15 protein-coding genes are annotated in these 16,505 nt (G+C 70.8%); 10 read left to right on the top strand and 5 right to left on the bottom strand.

Annotated features, from left to right (window positions below; translation table 11 throughout):
• Positions 1-137: 137 nt before the first annotated feature.
• Positions 138-758: an HAD family hydrolase gene (locus E1294_RS45125; RefSeq protein WP_220448304.1), complete on the top strand. Its 621-nt coding sequence runs from the start codon at positions 138-140 to the stop codon at positions 756-758.
• A gap of 94 nt (positions 759-852) precedes the next feature.
• Entirely contained in the window at positions 853-1,248 is a 396-nt protein-coding gene (locus tag E1294_RS45120; RefSeq protein WP_132517813.1) for a cold-shock protein, read from the top strand.
• Between the two features lie 5 nt (positions 1,249-1,253).
• Here E1294_RS45120 and E1294_RS45115 read toward each other — a convergent pair whose 3' ends face one another.
• On the bottom strand, positions 1,254-2,780 hold the full coding sequence (locus E1294_RS45115; RefSeq protein WP_132517811.1) for an MFS transporter: 1,527 nt from the start codon (positions 2,778-2,780) through the stop codon (positions 1,254-1,256).
• A gap of 125 nt (positions 2,781-2,905) precedes the next feature.
• Here E1294_RS45115 and E1294_RS45110 point away from each other — a divergent pair, with 125 nt between their 5' ends.
• Complete coding sequence (locus E1294_RS45110; RefSeq protein ID WP_132517809.1) at positions 2,906-3,706, top strand: DUF3027 domain-containing protein; 801 nt, start codon at positions 2,906-2,908, stop codon at positions 3,704-3,706.
• Positions 3,707-3,817: 111 nt separating this feature from the next.
• Positions 3,818-6,850 carry a sacsin N-terminal ATP-binding-like domain-containing protein gene (locus tag E1294_RS45105; RefSeq protein ID WP_132517807.1) on the top strand — a complete coding sequence of 1,011 codons (3,033 nt, stop codon included), beginning with the start codon at positions 3,818-3,820 and terminating at the stop codon, positions 6,848-6,850.
• Positions 6,851-6,994: 144 nt separating this feature from the next.
• Here the strand turns inward: E1294_RS45105 and E1294_RS45100 are convergent, their stop codons facing one another.
• Both E1294_RS45100 and E1294_RS45095 read right to left on the bottom strand, forming a co-directional pair.
• The gene (locus E1294_RS45100; protein ID WP_132517805.1) at positions 6,995-8,464 is read right to left on the bottom strand and encodes an alpha/beta hydrolase; all 1,470 of its coding nucleotides are present in this window, start codon (positions 8,462-8,464) and stop codon (positions 6,995-6,997) included.
• A gap of 116 nt (positions 8,465-8,580) precedes the next feature.
• Positions 8,581-8,793: a DUF2530 domain-containing protein gene (locus E1294_RS45095; RefSeq protein ID WP_132517803.1), complete on the bottom strand. Its 213-nt coding sequence runs from the start codon at positions 8,791-8,793 to the stop codon at positions 8,581-8,583.
• Positions 8,794-8,875: 82 nt separating this feature from the next.
• On the opposite strand from E1294_RS45095, the gene E1294_RS45090 reads away from it, so the two are divergent.
• The 4 genes from E1294_RS45090 (at position 8,876) to thpR (ending at position 12,783) form a co-directional block, all read left to right on the top strand.
• Positions 8,876-10,318: an NCS2 family permease gene (locus E1294_RS45090; protein WP_132517801.1), complete on the top strand. Its 1,443-nt coding sequence runs from the start codon at positions 8,876-8,878 to the stop codon at positions 10,316-10,318.
• 111 nt (positions 10,319-10,429) lie between these two features.
• Positions 10,430-10,939, top strand: a complete 510-nt coding sequence (locus tag E1294_RS45085) for a MarR family winged helix-turn-helix transcriptional regulator (RefSeq protein ID WP_132517799.1) — start codon at positions 10,430-10,432, stop codon at positions 10,937-10,939.
• A gap of 26 nt (positions 10,940-10,965) precedes the next feature.
• On the top strand, positions 10,966-12,189 hold the full coding sequence (locus E1294_RS45080) for an MFS transporter (RefSeq protein ID WP_132517797.1): 1,224 nt from the start codon (positions 10,966-10,968) through the stop codon (positions 12,187-12,189).
• Between the two features lie 36 nt (positions 12,190-12,225).
• Positions 12,226-12,783 (top strand): RNA 2',3'-cyclic phosphodiesterase, encoded by a 558-nt coding sequence (gene thpR, locus E1294_RS45075; protein WP_132517795.1) that lies wholly within the window; start codon positions 12,226-12,228, stop codon positions 12,781-12,783.
• Between the two features lie 97 nt (positions 12,784-12,880).
• On the opposite strand, the gene E1294_RS45070 is transcribed toward thpR, so the two are convergent.
• Positions 12,881-13,849 carry an aldo/keto reductase gene (locus tag E1294_RS45070; RefSeq protein ID WP_132517793.1) on the bottom strand — a complete coding sequence of 323 codons (969 nt, stop codon included), beginning with the start codon at positions 13,847-13,849 and terminating at the stop codon, positions 12,881-12,883.
• A 97-nt stretch (positions 13,850-13,946) separates the two neighbouring features.
• Between E1294_RS45070 and E1294_RS45065 the strand changes: the two genes are divergently transcribed.
• On the top strand, positions 13,947-15,203 hold the full coding sequence (locus E1294_RS45065; RefSeq protein WP_165977843.1) for an MATE family efflux transporter: 1,257 nt from the start codon (positions 13,947-13,949) through the stop codon (positions 15,201-15,203).
• Between the two features lie 3 nt (positions 15,204-15,206).
• On the opposite strand, the gene E1294_RS45060 is transcribed toward E1294_RS45065, so the two are convergent.
• Positions 15,207-15,521, bottom strand: coding sequence for a hypothetical protein (locus E1294_RS45060; protein WP_132517789.1), 315 nt, complete (start codon positions 15,519-15,521; stop codon positions 15,207-15,209).
• 137 nt (positions 15,522-15,658) lie between these two features.
• Between E1294_RS45060 and E1294_RS45055 the strand changes: the two genes are divergently transcribed.
• A partial coding sequence (locus tag E1294_RS45055) for a hypothetical protein (protein WP_132517787.1) occupies positions 15,659-16,505 on the top strand: 847 nt, incomplete at its 3' end.

Raw genomic sequence — 16,505 nt, 5'->3', positions numbered from 1 at the left:
GTCTCCGGCCTGCGGCGGTCTGGGGGTGTTGGTCACGGCCGCTCCTCTCCGATAAGTAGTTCCTTTCTTCCCATTACTAGGGTTCCAGAACAAGGGCCCGTTACGGGGAGTAGGGCATTGTTTGGCATCCTGCTCATGTGGTGACTTCAGTGGGGTTCGACCTTGACATGACATTGGCGGACACGCGAGCGGGGATCGCGGCCGTTTACGACGAGCTCGCCGTCCGGCTGGGCGTGCCCTTCGACAGCGCGGCGATCGTCAAGAGGCTGGGCCCTCCGCTGGAGAGGGAACTGGCCAACTGGCTGCCGCCCGAGGCGGTGCCCGCGGCAGCCGATCTTTATCGTCAGATATATCCGGAATTGGGGGTTCCGGTGCACACGGCGATGGCGGGTGCGCACGACGCGATCGAGGCCGTACGCGCGGCCGGCGGGCGGGTCATCGTGGTGACCGGCAAGAACCTCAGGGACGCGATCGGCACGGTCAGGATGCTCGGCTTCCCCGTGGACGAGGTGGTCGGCTCGGTGTTCGGCGCGGAGAAAGGATCGGCGCTCGCGCGGTTCGGCGCGGCGGCCTATGTTGGTGACCATGTCGGGGACATCGAGGCGGCACGTGCGGGAGGCGCGGTGAGCGTGACGGTCGCGACGGGCCCCTATACGGCCGGAGAGCTGCGAGATCACGGAGCCGACGTGGCGTTGACCGACCTGACCGATTTCGCCGCCTGGTTCGCCGGCTGGCGCGCCCAAGCGGAACTTGGCTAATTCACCGCCATTTACCCGGTCGCCCTGGCGCTCTTCGGGGCATAACCTACATCCATCCATCCTTCGTTTTCGACTGTTTGAACGAGGTCCTCCTGTGCCGAGTGGCAAGGTCAAGTGGTACGACGCCGACAAGGGATTCGGCTTCCTCACCCGCGACGACGGCGGTGAGGTCTTCGTGCATTCATCCGCGCTGCCCACCGGCGCAGGCCCGCTCAAGCCAGGCCAGAAGGTCGAGTTCGGCGTGGCAGAGGGCCGCCGGGGCCAGCAGGCGCTCTCGGTCCGGATCCTCGAGCAGCCGCCGACGCTGGCCAAGGCCAAGCCCAAGGGCAAGCGGAAGAAGCCGGACGAGATGGTGGTCATCGTCGAAGACCTGATCAAGTTGCTCGACGACGTGTCGACCTCCTACCAGCGGGGCAAGCACCCCGACGCGGCGCACGCCAAGAAGATCGCGCAGGTGCTGCGGGCGGTCGCCGACGACCTCGACGCGTAACGCGTTCAGCCGTTGGGGTTGGTCAGCGGCTTGGTCGGGTCGAGGGTGTCCTGGCGCTGCTGAGGCTGGTCGGCGGCGGCCTCGGCGCGCCGCCGGTGCAGTTTGGCGTCGGCGGCGCGCGCGTGCCTGATCCTGGAGACCAGCAGCCACGCGAGCGCGGCGGTCAGCGCGACCGCCAGCGTGACGAGCCCGGCCGTGCTGCTCTCCGACAGCGAGAGCACCAGCCCGGCCAGGCCGCCGAACACCCAGGCGAGCTGGAGCACGGCCTCGACCACGCCGAACGTCGACGAGCGCACCTCCTCGCCGATCTCCCGCTGCACGATCGCGTCGAGCGCCAGCTTGCCCAGCTCCTGCGCGAACGCCGTGATCAGCGAGATCGCCAGCGCGGCCCACAGGCCGAAGAAGATCGCGGTCAGGATGGTGGTCACGCTGGTCACGGCCAGCGTGGCCAGCACGATGAGCTGCGGCGCGTGGTTGCGGGTCCAGTTGGCGACGGCGGCGCCCGCCAGGCCGCCCAGCCCGGCCGCGGCCGCGAGCAGCGCGATCGTCTTGGGGATGTCGAAGAACGGGTCGGCCGCCGCCTGCGACTGCGTCGCCGCCAGCCACGGCGCCGCGCGGTCCTGCACCAGGAACAGCAGGAAGAACAGCAGGAACCCGGAGAAGACCCGGACGGCCACGTTGGCCCAGACGGCCTCGGCGACCGTGGGGCCCACCTTGAGCAGCGTGCGCCAGCGTGGTGCGGCGCCCTCCTCCTCCAGATCGGGCGAGTCGATGTGCCGCGGCAGGCGTACGGCGGCGACCCCGAGCAGCAGGAAGGCCACCATCGCGATGCGCAGCACCGCCGCGCTTCCCACCCACGCGGTCAGCCCGGCCCCGACCGGCACCGCCACGCCCGCGGTGACCAGCGTGAACAGCGCCACCCTCGCGTTCGCCGACACCAGCGTGATGTCGGCGGGCAGCACGCTCGGCATGATCGCCGCCCTGGACACGTTGTGCGCCTTCGACAACACCAGCACGCCCAGCGCCCCGATGAACAACGTCGGCAGGTCGCCGGGCCCCACCGCGGCGGCCATCGCGAAGCACAGCAGGCCCCGACCGAACAGCGTGCCCGCTATCACGTAGCGCCGCCCCGACCTGAACCTGTCGAGGATCGGCCCCACGAACGGCGCCAGCAGCGCGAACGGCACCATCGTGATGACGAGGTAGAGGGCGACGGAGCCGCGCGCCTCGCCGACGGGCACCCCGAAGAACACCGTGCTCGCCAGCGCCACCGTGACCAGCGCGTCGCTCGCGCTGTTGCCCGCCGACAACTCGATCAGGCGGCCGAGCCCGGTGCGGTCGGCGCCGTCGGCGTGGGTGAGGCGGCGCGTGGCCCGGCCGACCTTCTGCGCGCCCTTCGCGGTGACCTTGCCCGCCCGCGCGGTGCTGCTGGCCGTGGCCTTGCTCGCGCGCAGAGTGGCACGACCCGCGTCGGCGACGCCGTGCGCCATCCGCCGCGAGACCTCGCGCGCCCGCTCCCAGCCTCCCTGCACGCCTACCAGTCTTACCCGATTCGTCGGCGATCTCGGAGCGGGATCCCCCGTTGTGGGACTCTTAGGTCCTGCCATGGGTGAGAATGAAGTGTGAGCGAACAGCACCTTTCGGCGGAGGCGGTCCGATGAGCCGCACCAGGGCCCGCGTCTCCGCTCCCGACCAGGCCTGTGTCGCCGCGGTCGATCTGGCGCGCGCCGCGGCCGAGGAGCTGGCGCGCCCGGGCGAGCCCGGCGAGCACCTCGGCTACGAAGGCGAGGGCGACCGGATCGTCACCCACTATTTCGCCTGCCTCGACCGCGCCTATCGCGGCTGGCGCTGGGCCGTCACCGTCACGCGTGCCTCGCGCGCGAAGAAGGTCACGGTCAGCGAGGCAGTCCTCCTCCCCGGCTCAGGGGCGCTGCTGGCGCCCGAGTGGCTGCCGTGGAGCGAGCGGCTGCGGCCGGGCGACCTCGGCGTGGGCGATCTGCTGCCGACCGCGGAAGACGACGACAGGCTGGCGCCGGGTTTCACCGAGACCGACGATGACACCGATCGCCAGATGGTTTTCGAATACGGCCTGGGCCGAGCCCGTGTGCTCTCGGCCATCGGCAGAGACCGGGCTGCCAGACGCTGGCACGCGGGCGAGCACGGGCCGCACACTCCGATCGCACACGCCGCTCCCGCGCAGTGCTCCACCTGCGGCTTCTACTGGTTGCTCGCGGGTGAGCTCCGGCTGTCGTTCGGCGTCTGCGCCAACGAATACGCGCCGGACGACGGGAAGGTGGTGGCCGCCGACCACGGTTGCGGCGCGCACTCGGAGGCCGCCGTGCTGCCGGCGCCCGTGGAACAGGCCATCCCCATCCTCGACGATCTGGGCTACGACCTGATGGAGGAGGAGACGGGCTCGGTCGACGCGTCCGCCTCCGAGGAGCTCGGCCACTCCTGAGGGCGCATGCGCGGCGTCGTGAGGGTAGGTGGGGCGCGGATGCGCGCCTCACCTGTCGGTGAAGGCCGCTAACCTACGGTGTCCCCTACCTTCACACCAGGATCGTGATAGATGAGCGACACCTACGGCACCGACCGGATGCGAGCGGCCGTGCTCTCCGCCTGGACGGCCTCGCCTGCCCGGTTCCGCGAAGACGCCAACGCGGAGGAGGACTTCGCGCTCGGCGGCTACCGTGACCGGCTGATCGTCGAGCTGGCGCAGAACGCCGCCGACGCGGCGTTGCAGGCGGGCGTGCCAGGGGTGCTGCGCCTGACCCTCCAGGGCGGTGTGCTGACGGCCGCCAACACCGGCGCGCCCCTCGACGCCACGGGCGTCGAGGGCCTGTCGACGCTGCGCGTCTCCGGCAAGCGCGACGACGTCGGCGCGGCGGGGCGCTTCGGCGTCGGGTTCGCGGCGGTGGTCTCGGTCTGCGACGAGCCGGCCATCGGCTCGCGTGGGCGCGGCTCCGTGCGCTGGTCGCGCGCCGGCACGTCCGCTGCGGTGGCGGAGATCCCCGAGCTCGCTTCCGAGCTGGCCGACCGCTCGGGGCACGTCCCGTTGTTGCGGCTGCCGTTCGACGCCCCGCCGCTCGACGTGCCCGACGGTTTCGACACGCTCGTCCGCCTTCCGCTGCGCGACCAGTCCGCCGTCGACGCGGTCCGGCGGATGCTCACCGAGACCAGCCCCGCGCTGCTGCTCGGCATGCCCGCGCTGGAGTCCATCGAGATCGACGTCGACGGGTCGGTCCGCACGGTCGTCGCCGACGGCTGGCACGTCGTGTCGGAGTCGGGCGAGTTCACGCCCGACGAGGTGAGCAGGCTCTTCGCCGACCGGCCCACCGAAGAGCGCGCCCGCCCCTACTGGTCGCTGCGCTGGGCGGTCCCGGTGACCGGCACCGGCGAGCCGGGCTCGCCGCCCGGCACGGTGCCGGCCGTCGTGCACGCGCCCACGCCCAGCGACGAGCCGCTCGACCTGCCCGCGCTGCTGATCGCGTCCTTCCCCATGGCCACCGACCGCCGCCACGTCGCCAGGGGCCCGCTCACCGACTTCCTGGTCGAGCGGGTGGCCGACGCCTACGTCCGGCTGCTCCAGGAGTTGCCGCGCACGTCCAGGCTGCTCGACCTGGTGCCGTCCCTCATGGGCAAGGGCGAGCTCGACGCCCGCATCCGCAGGGCCGTGCTGGCCCGGCTGCCCGAGACGCCGCTGCTGCCCGCGCTGTCGGCTCCCGCGCCGGCCGTCCAGACACCCTCGTTCGCCGAGGCCGAGGTCTACGAGCCCGACGCCGAGTGGCGGGTCGAGCACCCGGCGGCCGAGCCGGGCGACGACGGATGGGTGGTCGCGGGCCGCGAGGCCGCCGTCGTGGCGGGCGCCTCCGCCGAGCTGCTCGAGACGGTCGCCGGCTTCGTCCCCGGGCTGCTGCCCGCGGGATGGCCCGCCAGGCATCCGGCCATGACGTCGCTGGGCGTGCGCAGGGTCGAGCTGGCCGACGTCGTCGACCTGTTGTCGGGTGAGGCCGTGGAGGCGCGCGAGCCGGCGTGGTGGCGCTCGCTCTACGACGTGCTGCCCGTCGACGACCCCGAGGCGCTGGGGGCGCTGCCGGTGCCGCTCACCGACGGCCGGCTCGTGCGGGGGCCGCGCGGCACGCTCATCCTGACCGACGGCGGCGCCGACCTCGACCTGACGCCGCTCGGGCTGCGCATCGTGCACCCGGACGCCGCCCATCCCGCGCTGCTGCGGCTCGGCTCCGCCGAGGCCACCCCCCGCACGATTCTCGACGACCCGCTGACCAAGGCCGCCGTCGCGCAGTCGCTCGACAGCTCCGACCCCGAGCCGGTGGCACGGGCCGTGTTGTCCCTGGTGGAGGCGTCCGGGCTGGCGCCCGGCGAGGCGCCGTGGCTGGCCGAGCTGGCCCTGCGCGGCACCGACGGCGAGCTCTATCCGGCGGGCGAGCTCATGCTGGCCGACGGGGCGCTGGCCGGGCTGATCGAGCCCGGCACCCACCTCGGCGTGGCCGCATCAGAGCTGACGGAGACCTACGGCTCGCGCGTGCTCGCGGCCGCCGGGGTGCTCGACGGGTTCGCGCTCGTGCACGAGTCCGACGTGCTGCTCGACCAGGACGAGTGCGACCACGACCTCGACGGCGAGGACGACTGGCTCGACCACGTGCTCGACCTGCTGCCCGAGCTCGACGTGCCGCCGCTGGTGCCCGAGTTCGTGGCGGTGCGCGACCTGGAGCTCGTGGCCGACTGGCCGGCTGCGCTCGAGCTGCTGACCAGGCCGCCGCTGCGCGCCGCCCTCCACCCGCTGCGCGTCGAGGGCGTGGAGGTGCCCTCCTACACGGCGTGGTGGCTGGCCCGCCATCCCGTGCTCGGCGGGCGCAAGCCGCTGGAGCTGCGGCTCCCCGGCGCCGACCCCCTGCTGCAGGGCCTCTACGCCGACGCTCCCGCGGGCCTCGACGAGGGCGCCCTGTCCATGATCGGCGTACGCACCACGCTGCCCGCGCTGCTCGACTCCCACGGCGGTCCCGAGGAGCTGCTCGACCTCATGGCCGACGAGTCGATCGAGGTCGACCGGGCGCAGCTGCGCGCCCTGTGGGTCGCTCTGGCCGCCGTCGACCCCTCCAGGGTCGCGCCGCCCTCCCGTGTGCGCGCGGTGCAGAAGGGCTCCATCGTGGTGGCCCCGGCCGACGACGTCGTGGTGGTCGAAGCCCCCGACCTGCTGCAGCTCGTCACCGACCGGCCGCTGGTGCTGGCCCCCTACGACCTGGCCGAGGCGCTGTCGGAGCTGCTCGACCTGCCGCTGGCGGGAGAGCTCACCTCCGGCGAGGTCACGTCCCAGGGGGAGGTCCTTCAGGTGCCGCGCGAGGTGCGCTCCCTGCTGCCCACGGCGCCGGACACGTACGTCCAGCACGAGAAACTGCTCGTCGACGGGGTCGAGTGCTCGTGGCGGTTCTTCGAGGGGGCGGTGCACTGCACGGGGGGCGACGGGCTGGCCAGAGGACTGGCGTGGGCCACGGGGCAGTGGAACGATCGGCTCGCGGTCGCCGCTCTGCTGCGTGATCCTCAGGCGGTTCCTCTCCTGCTCGCCGAGGCCGACCTCTCCTGACCCGCCCGCCTGTCATGTGTCCGACCGGGCGCGGGCCGTCACGTCTCCCTTCGACCGGGGCGTGCTTCCGGCCGCGCCGCGTCCCCCGGGGCATGGCGGGCCCTCGACGGTGGCGCGCGGGGGGAGCGGCGGGCACGGAGACGGTCAGGCGGCGCAGGTGGTGCCGTCGCCGGGCACCTTGCCCTCCAGCAGATACGCGTCCACCGTCTTCATGACGCACCCGTTGCCGCTCAGGTAGGCGCCATGGCCTTCGCCCTCGTAGGTGACCAGGACACCGGTCTTGAGCTGCTCGGTGAGGGCAGGGGCCCACCGGTACGGAGTGGCCGGGTCGCCCTTGCCGCCGACCACGACGATGGGCGCGGACCCCGTCGCGTCGATGCGCTTGGCCTCGTCGTTCCCGGGCACCGGCCAGTGCGCGCACGCCTCGCTCGAGCCCTCGACCGACAGGATGGGGAAGATCTTCCTGACCTTGTCGTTGATCCTGGCGGTGTCGGCGGCCGTGGGCCGGTCCGCGGTGTCGGCGCAGTTGATGGCCTGCAGGCTCGTCATGACCGTCGAGTACGTCCCGTCGGCCCTGCGGCCGGTGTAGGAGTCGGCCAGGGCGAGCAGCGCCGTGCCGTTTCCCTTGAGCGCCGCGGCGGCGGCCTGTTCCAGCATCGGCCAGGTCGCCTTGGCGTACAGCGGGGTGATGACGGCGAGCTGGGCCAGGCTGTAGGTGAGCTCGCGGTCACCGATTTTGAGCGGCTCGGTCTTGAGCTCGTCGAGCAGGGTTTCGACGGTCTTCTCGACGGTCGCGGGGTTGGCGCCGAGCTCGCAGCTCTGTGCCACGCAGTCCTTGGCGAACGCGTCGAAGGCCTGGTCGAAGCCGGTGGCCTGGATGACGGCCCGTTCCTCGAAGGTCACCGTCGGGTCGAAGGCGCCGTCGAGGACGAAGCGGCCGACGTTCTTGGGGAAGTGGGTGGCGTAGACGGCGCCGAGGTGGGTGCCGTACGAGAAGCCGAGGTAGTTGAGCTGCTTGTCGCCGACCGCGGTTCTGATGAGGTCGAGGTCCTTGGCGGCGTTGACGGTGCCGACGTGCGGCAGGATCTTGCCGGAGTCCTTCTCGCAGGCCTGCGCGAACTCCTTGGCCAGCCGGTCTCCGTCGGCCTCCGCGCCGGCGGCCAGGAGCTTGTCGACCTGGCCCTCGCACGTGACGCCGGCGCTGCGCTCGACGCCGCGCGGGTCGAAGCTGACCAGGTCGTAGCGCTGGTTCAGGCCGGCGAAGGCCCGGCCGGCCAGCGCCAGCGTGTCCACTCCTGACGCGCCGGGGCCGCCGAAGTTGAACACGAGCGAGCCGAGCCGGTCGCCGGTGGCCTTCATCCGGATCAGGGCGAGGTCGATCTTCTCGCCGCCGGGGTCGGCGTGGTCGAGGGGGACCTTGATCGTGCCGCACTCGGTGCCGGCGGGCGGGGGGATCGGCTTGCCGTCAGCGCCCACCAGATCCGTGCACTGGGTCCAGGCCACCGTGCCTTGGCCCGTGGTCTTGTCCTCGGCGGCCGGGGCGGGCTCGCCGGTGGTGCCGCAGGCCGTGAGAACCGCCGCGCCCAGGAGGAATGTCGCTATGGGCTTCTTCATGCCTATAAGCATGGTTTACCGGAGGTGCGCCGACGTAGTGGGCGGAAACACGACTTAGGGGTGACTTCGGGGAACGGCGGGAGATGACGAATGTCAGCTCGTACGGACCGATCCGGTCACTCCCGGCCGGGCCTGCGGACGAACCAGATGCCGAACAGGCCGAAGACGACCCCGGTCGCGCAGGTCCAGATCCACCACGTGTTCTCCGGGGCGGGACCGACGATCAGCAGGACGGCCAGGGCGACGGCCCACACGCCGGTGCCGACGGCCACGGCGGCGGTGTCGTTGGTCTCGATCGGCTCAGGGTCGGGATGCCACTCCTGCTTCACGTGTCCACCCTAGCTTGCAATCGGGTCTCGAAATCATTACTGGCTCTTTCCGCAGCTCACCCCGCCTGCCACTGTTCGCGTCGTGAGCGACACACGTAGCAAAATAGATCGTTTCTTCGCAATCTCCGCACGAGGTTCCACCGTCTCCCGTGAGGTCCGGGGTGGCCTGGCCACGTTCTTCACCATGGCCTACATCGTGGTGCTGAACCCGATCATCATCGCCACGGGCACGGACGTGGAGAAGCAGGTCATCGGTGACGGCACGACGCCGAACGTGGCGCTGGTCGCGGCCGGGACCGCCTTCGTGGCGGGGGTGCTGACGATCCTCATGGGCGTCATCGCCCGGGTGCCCTTCGCTATGGCGGCCGGGCTCGGCCTGAACGCCTTCGTCGCGTTCAACCTGGCCAGCGTGATGACCTGGGAGGAGGCCATGGGCCTGGTCTTCCTCGAAGGCGTCATCATCGCCATATTGGTGCTGACCGGGCTCAGGGTGGCGGTGTTCCATGCCATTCCCGCCCAGCTCAAAACCGCCATCAGCGTCGGCATCGGCCTGTTCATCGCGCTGATCGGTTTCGTGGACGCGGGGTTCGTGCGCCGGGTGCCGGCCGGGCCGCCGCTGGAGATGGGCATCGGGGGCAACCTCACCTCGTGGCCGATCTTCGTCTTCGTGGTCGGGCTGCTGGCCACGGCGGCGATGGTGGCGCGGAAGGTCAAGGGGGCCATCCTCCTCGGCATCGTGGGCACGACCGTGCTGGCGATCATCGTGGAGTTGCTCACCAAGTCGGGCGCGTTCTCGGCCGAGAACCCCGGCGGCTGGCAGCTGAACGTGCCCGCGATGCCCGAGCAGATTCTCGGCTTCCACAACCCGCTGGTGCTGTTCACGGAGTTCGACCCCTTCGGGGCGTTCAGCCGGATCTCGGTACTGCTGGCCGTGCTGTTCGTCTTCACCCTGCTCATCACCGACTTCTTCGACACCATGGGCACCATGGTCGGCGTCGGCCGCCAGGCGAACCTGATCCAGGAGGACGGGACGCTCCCGCGTACCAAGCAGATCCTGCTCGTCGACTCGATCGGCGCGGCGGCCGGCGGCGCGGGCTCCGTCTCCTCCAACACCACCTACATCGAGTCGGCCGCCGGCGTCGGCGAGGGCGCGCGCACGGGGCTGGCGAGCGTGGTCACCGGCCTGCTGTTCCTGGTGGCGATCTTCTTCGCGCCGCTCGTCACGGTCGTGCCGTACGAGGCCGCGGCCCCGGCGCTGGTCGTGGTGGGCTTCCTGATGATGACCGCGATCCGCGACATCGACTGGAACGACTACGAGATCGCGATCCCGGCGTTCCTCACCGTCGTGGTCATGCCCTTCACCTACTCGGTCTCGAACGGCATCGGAGCCGGCTTCGTCAGCTATGTGCTGATCAAGGCGGTGCGGGGTAAGGCGAGGGAGATTCATCCGCTGCTGTGGGCGGTCACGATCCTCTTCGTGCTCTACTTCGCGATCGGCCCGATCCGCGCGCTCCTCGGGATCTGAGCAGGTGGGAGCCGTCTCGCGCGTGCGGGACGGCTTCCTGGTATCCAGGAGGGCGAGAACCGGTTAGGGAAATATTCTGTCTTCGCCTATAGTTAGCAAAGGTAATGACTCATGCTAACCAAACCCCAGCACAAGACGGACCTGCGCAGCGACGCAGGCCTGGCTTCGGCCTTGCGCGTTTCTCTGGCAAGGCTGACCAGGCGCCTACGACGACAGGCAGCGGCACACTCGCTGACGCCCACCCAGTTCGCGACGCTCGCCGCCATCGAGCGCAGGAGCTCGCCACCGGCCAACGAGGAGCAAAGCGGGCGCGACAGCCAGACGGAACGGCATTCCGGGATAACCCCCGGCGAATTGGCCGAGCTCGAGAAGGTGCAGCCGCCCTCGATGACGCGCGTGATCGCCAAGCTCGAGGAACGCGGCCTGGTCGCGCGCCATCCGCACCCGACCGACCGGCGCCAGGTGACCGTGACCGTGACCGAGGCCGCCGAGAAGCTGCTGAAGGAGGAGCGACGCCGCAAGGAGGCGTGGCTGACGCAGCGGCTGAAAGAGCTGTCCCCCGAGGAGAGGGTGATTCTCCGGCAGGCTGCACCCATCCTGGAGAAACTCAGCCGGATATAGACGAGCCTGAAGAACCCAGGACCGGGATGTTCCGGTCGCTCAGGGTTCGTAACTACCGCATGTTCGCGGCCGGGGGCGCGGTCTCCAACGTCGGCACCTGGCTGCAGCGCACCGCCCAGGACTGGCTGGTGCTCGACCTGACCAACGGCAGCGCGGCGGCGCTCGGCACGGCGACCGCGCTGCAGTTCCTGCCCATGCTGCTGTTCGGCATGTTCGGCGGCGTGCTGGCCGACCGCTACCCCAAGCGGCCCATCCTCATCGGCGCCCAGGTGCTGATGGCCTCGCTCGCGCTGACCATAGGCGTGCTGACGATGACCGGCGCGGCCCACGTGTGGCACGTTTACGCGATGGCGTTCCTGCTCGGCATGATCTCCTGTGTTGAGGTGCCGACGCGGCAGGCGTTCGTGGTCGAGATGGTCGGCCGTAACGACCTGCCCAACGCGATCGCCCTGAACAGCTCCATCTTCAACCTGGCCCGCGTGGTCGGCCCGGCGCTCGCCGGTCTGCTGATCTACGTGCTGGGCGGGACGGGCCCGATCTTCCTGATCAACGCGCTGACGTTCGGCGCCGTGATCTCCAGCCTGGTCTTCATGCGCAAGGCGGAGCTGAACATCTCCGAGCGCGTGCCCAGGGCCAGGGGCCAGCTCCGCGAGGGGCTGCGCTACGTGGTGCGGCGCGAAGAACTGCTCATGCCGGTGCTGCTCATCGGGTTCGTGTCGATGTTCTCGCAGTCGTTCTCGATGTCGATCGCGCTCATGGCCCGCGAGGTGTTCGAGGCCGGCGCGTCCTCGTTCGGCCTGGCCTCCAGCATGTTCGCGGTGGGCGCGCTCGGAGGGGCGCTGCTGGCGGCGCGCAGGGCACGGTTGTCGCGCAAGGTGCTCTTCGCCGGGGCGATCGGCTTCGGCCTGTTCCAGATCGCGACGGCGCTGGCCCCGTTCTACCCCGTCTACCTGCTGCTGCTGATCCCCACCGGCATCGCGCTGATCACCATCAACACGGCCGCGAACGCCAGCGTCCAGCTCGCCACCTCCCCCGACATGCGGGGGCGGGTCATGGGCATCTACATGCTGGTCTTCACCGGCGGGGCGCCGCTCGGCGCGCCGCTGATCGGATGGTTGTCCGAGCTGGGCGGGCCGCGTGCGGGCGTGATGTTGTCGGGCGTGCTCGTCCTGGCAGGCACCGGGCTGGCGGTCCTCGTGACGCGGCTGATCAGCGCGCGGGTGCGCAAGCCGGCGCTCGCCACGGCCTGAGCGACCGGTCCCCGCCACGGGGCACAATCGGATGGCATGAGGCTCTTCGCGGCCCTGGTGCCGCCCGACGAGGCGCTGGACGAGGTGTCCCGCGCGATCGCGCCGCACGTCGGGCAGGTGCCGGGCCTGCGCTGGCCCGACCGGGCCACCTGGCACATCACGCTGGCCTTCTTCGGTGAGGTGCCCGAGCTGGCGCTGCCCGAGCTGGAGTTGCGCCTGGCCCGTGCCGTGCGCCGCTACAGCGTGCTCGACCTGGCCTTCGACGGTTTCGGCGCGTTCTCGTCCGCCCGCCGGGCCAAGGTTTTGTGGGTGGGCGTCGCGGGCGACTCGATGACCCGGCTCGCCGACTCCGTCAAGGCCGGCGCCCGCCGGGCGGGGGCCGCGCAGACGGACGGCAAACGGTTCCATCCGCACCTGACGCTGGCCAGGGCCAAGTCGGAGACGGACCTTCGCCCGCTGATCGAGTCGCTGTCGGGATTCAGCAGCTCGCCGTGGCGGGCGGAGCACGTCCGTCTCGTCCGCAGCCACACCGGACCGCAGGTGAGGTACGAGTCACTCGCCGAATGGGCGCTCGCACCCTCCGAGCAGGGCTAGGCTCCAGGGCGTGGATCGTCCTCGCTCCTGGTTGCTGCCCATCGTGCTCGGCCTGCTGCTGCTGACCGTCGTGCTCGGCGCCCTGCTCACCTGAGCGCTACCAGGCGTAGTCCTCCGGCGCGGTGCGGTGGCCGGGGAAGATCTCGTCAAGCCGGGCCAGGGCGGCCTCGTCCAGCTCGATCTCCAGGGTGCGCATGCTGCCTTCGAGCTGCTCCAGCGTGCGCGGGCCGATGATCGGCGCGGTGACCGCCCGCTGCTTGAGCAGCCAGGCGAGGGCCACGTACGCCGGGTCCTCGTTCAGCTCGTCACAGAACTTCTCGTACCGCTCGATCTTGTCGCGGTGCTTCTCGAGCTGCTTGACCATGCTGTCCGAGGCCGACCGGCCCCTGTCGATCTTGCGGAGCACGCCGCCGAGCAGGCCGCCGGCCAGCGGGCTCCACGGGATCACGCCGAGGCCGTAGTCTTCGCAGGCGGGCAGCACCTCCAGCTCGACCGCGCGGGTGAGCAGGTTGTAGTGCGACTGCTCGCTGATCAGCCCGTTGAAGGTGCGCCTGGCGGCGGTCTCCTGGGCCTTGGCGATGTGCCAGCCGGCGAAGTTCGAGGAGCCCACGTATACGATCTTGCCCTGCTGCCGCAGGATCTCCATGGCCTCCCAGAACTCGTCGAACGGGGTGTCCCTGTCGATGTGGTGGGCCTGGTAGATGTCGATGTAGTCGGTCTGCAGCCGCTTCAGCGAGGCGTCGCAGGCCTTGCGGATGTTGAGCGCCGACAACTTCTGGTCGTTGGGCCAGTCGCTCATCCTGCCGTTCAGCTTGGTCGCGATGACCGTCTTCTCCCGGCGCCCGCCGCCCTGGGCGAACCATCGGCCGACGATCTGCTCCGTGATGCCCTCGCCGAGCTTCCAGCCGTACACGTTGGCGGTGTCGAAGAAGTTGATCCCCAGCTCATGGGCTCGGTCCATGATCGCGAAGGAGTCGTCCTCCGTGGTCAGCGGGCCGAAGTTCATCGTGCCGAGGCAGAGCGGGCTCACCTGGAGGCCGCTGCGTCCGAGATTGACGTAGTCCATGTTCTCAACCCTAGGTACCTGGAGTGAACTCCAGGCCATAGGATCCATTCGTGATCTACAGAGAAATGGGGCATTTCCTGCCGCGCTGTCTCTCCTCATGATCGCTCTGCTCCGGGCGGCCGTTCCGCTCTTCCTGGCCATGGTCACGGGCATGATCGGCTCGCTGGTGGTCACCTCGGTGCTCGGCAAACACGACACCGTCGCCCTCGCCGCCTTCGCGGTCATGACCGCCGTGCTCAACCCGGCCTCCGCAGCCGTGCAGGGTGCGCTGCGCGGGCTGGGGCCGTTCGTCGCCCAGCACAGGGACGAGCCCGCGGCGGCCGTGCCGATCGTGCGGGACGCGCGCTGGCTCAGCATGGCCGCCGGCACGGCGGGGGCGCTCGCGGTGCTCTGCGTGCCGCTGCTCGCGCGCGCCACGGGGGTGCCCGGCGCAGTGGTGCGCGAGCTGGGCCTGCTGCCGTACTTCGTCGCGGTCTATCTCCTGATCTTCGCCTCCACCGGCGGCGCGAGCACCATCCTGGTGGCGCTCGGGCGCAACCGCAGCGTGCTCTGGCCGACCTTGACCTTCGGGCTGCTGCTGAGCGTCCTCACCGTGGCGCTGGTGCCATCGCTCGGGCTGACCGGAGTGGGCATCGCGTGGGTGGCCGGGGGCGGCGCGGCGGCGGTCGTGGCGAGCCTCCTGCTGCGCCGCGCGCTCGGCGGTCCCATCGGGCAGGCCAGGCCCAGGTTCGGTGAGATCGCCAAGCTGGCGAGGGTCAGCGTCCCGCTGGCGGGCACCGTACTGATCAAATTCGGCGTGCTCGGGGTGGTCACCCTCGCGGCGGGCGGCACCGGCGCGCGTGACACCGCCGCCCACGCCGTGCTGACCACGCTCACCGCGCTCATGATGATGGCCTCGCTCTCCATCGGCCAGGTGTCGGTGCCGGAGATCGCCCGCGCTGCCGATCCGGCGGGGGCGCGGCGGGCCAACAGGACGGCGGCCCTGCTCGCTCTCGCGGCCTCCCTCGTCGGCGCGGCCCTGCTGCTCGGGTTCGGGTCGTCGCTGGTCACGCTGTTCAGCGACGACCCTGGGGTACGCGAGCGCGTGCTCGCGCTGCTCCCGCTGATGGCGCTGGCGTCGATGGCCGACGCGGCGCAGGCCGTGCAGGGGACCGGGCTCACCGCGCTCAAGCGTTCGGGGGCCAGCCTGGGCTACTTCGCCATCGGGTACGGGCTGCTGGTCCTGGCCGCCGTGCCCGTGGCCAGGACCTGGGGTATCACCGGGTTGTGGGTGGCCATGGCAGTGGCCAACGTGCTGCTGGTGGTGCTCCAGGGCACCGGCTTCCACCGCCACAGCGCCAGGGTGGCCGGTTGAGGCTCAGGAGCGACACTGTCCGGCGCTGGTGAGGTCGGTCGCGGTGGCCCAGTAGCCGGAGGTCGTCTTCAGCCGGCCGTTCTGGCCGGAGCCCTGGTAGACGCTGATGATGTTCCCGTCCTTCCACGTGCCGTTGGAGCGGACGCTGGTGGCGCTCAGCCACTTGGGAGTCGTCTTCGCCTTCACCTCGTAGGGGCAGATGACGGCCGCGGTCGTGGTCGAGGTGGCGGCGCCGGCGGGCACGGTCATGAGCGCCCCGCCTCCGGCCAGTACGGTTGCGGAAAATACGGTGGCAAATCGGCGGCCAGTGATGATCATTTGGCCAGGTTAGGCTCAGCCGGCGGCGATGTCCTCGGCGGGCAGTGGCGAAATCCTTAACGCTGCGTCCGGACCGATGCGGTCGCCGGCGCCTGTCGCGCGGACCGGGTGGCCGGTGGGTGGGGCATGATGGCGGCGTGGGGGATGTCGTGATCAGGGTGCTCGCGGTCGTCACGGCGACCTGCTGTCTGTCCGCCGTTCCCGTCCATGCGGCGGACGACGGCACGGAGAAGCTCTTCACCTTCCGCGATCCCGGGATCACGGAGTCCAGCGGCCTGGCCGTGTCGCCGACGCACGACGGCGTCTACTACACGCACAACGACAGCGCCGCCAGCCCCACCTTCTACGCCGTCGACGGCAAGGGCCGTACGCGGGCCGCCTTCCAGGTGCGGGGCGCCCAGGCGCGAGACTGGGAGGCGATGGCGGCGACCAAGGACCCGGAGACGGGCCGGGGGGTGCTCTGGTTCGCCGACATCGGCGACAACCTGGACGGCGCCTGGCCCGACATTTCCGTCTATCGCGTGATGGAGCCGCAGACGCTGCGCAGCACCGCCCTGCCCGCCACCCGCTACCGCTTCCGCTACGCCGACGGTGCCCGCAACGCCGAAGGGATCATGATCAACCCCAGGACCGGCCGGCTCTACGTGGTGTCCAAGGAGTTCGCCGGCTCGGTCTACGCGGCGCCGAAGAAGCTCCGCACCGGCCGGACGAACATCCTGCGCAAGGTCGCCCGCGCCCCCATCATGGCCACGGACGCCGCCTACGCCCCCGACGGCTCGTCGTACGTCATTCGCACCTACTTCTCCGCGACCCTCTACCGGCCCTCGGGCGAGACGATCGCCAAGGTGCCGATGCCGGAGCTCGAACAGGCCGAGTCGATCACCTACACCGCCGACGGCACGGCGCTGCTGGCCGGCTCGGAGGGGCCGCGCAGCCCGGTCTACCGTGTCCCGCTCCCCGAGCGGGCCACCCCCACTACGACCC

This window comes from Nonomuraea diastatica (assembly GCF_004349015.1).
Classification (GTDB): Bacteria; Actinomycetota; Actinomycetes; order Streptosporangiales; family Streptosporangiaceae; genus Nonomuraea; species Nonomuraea diastatica.
The sequence above is the reverse complement of the archived record's forward strand: the minus strand, read 5'-3'. Positions and strand labels throughout refer to the sequence as shown.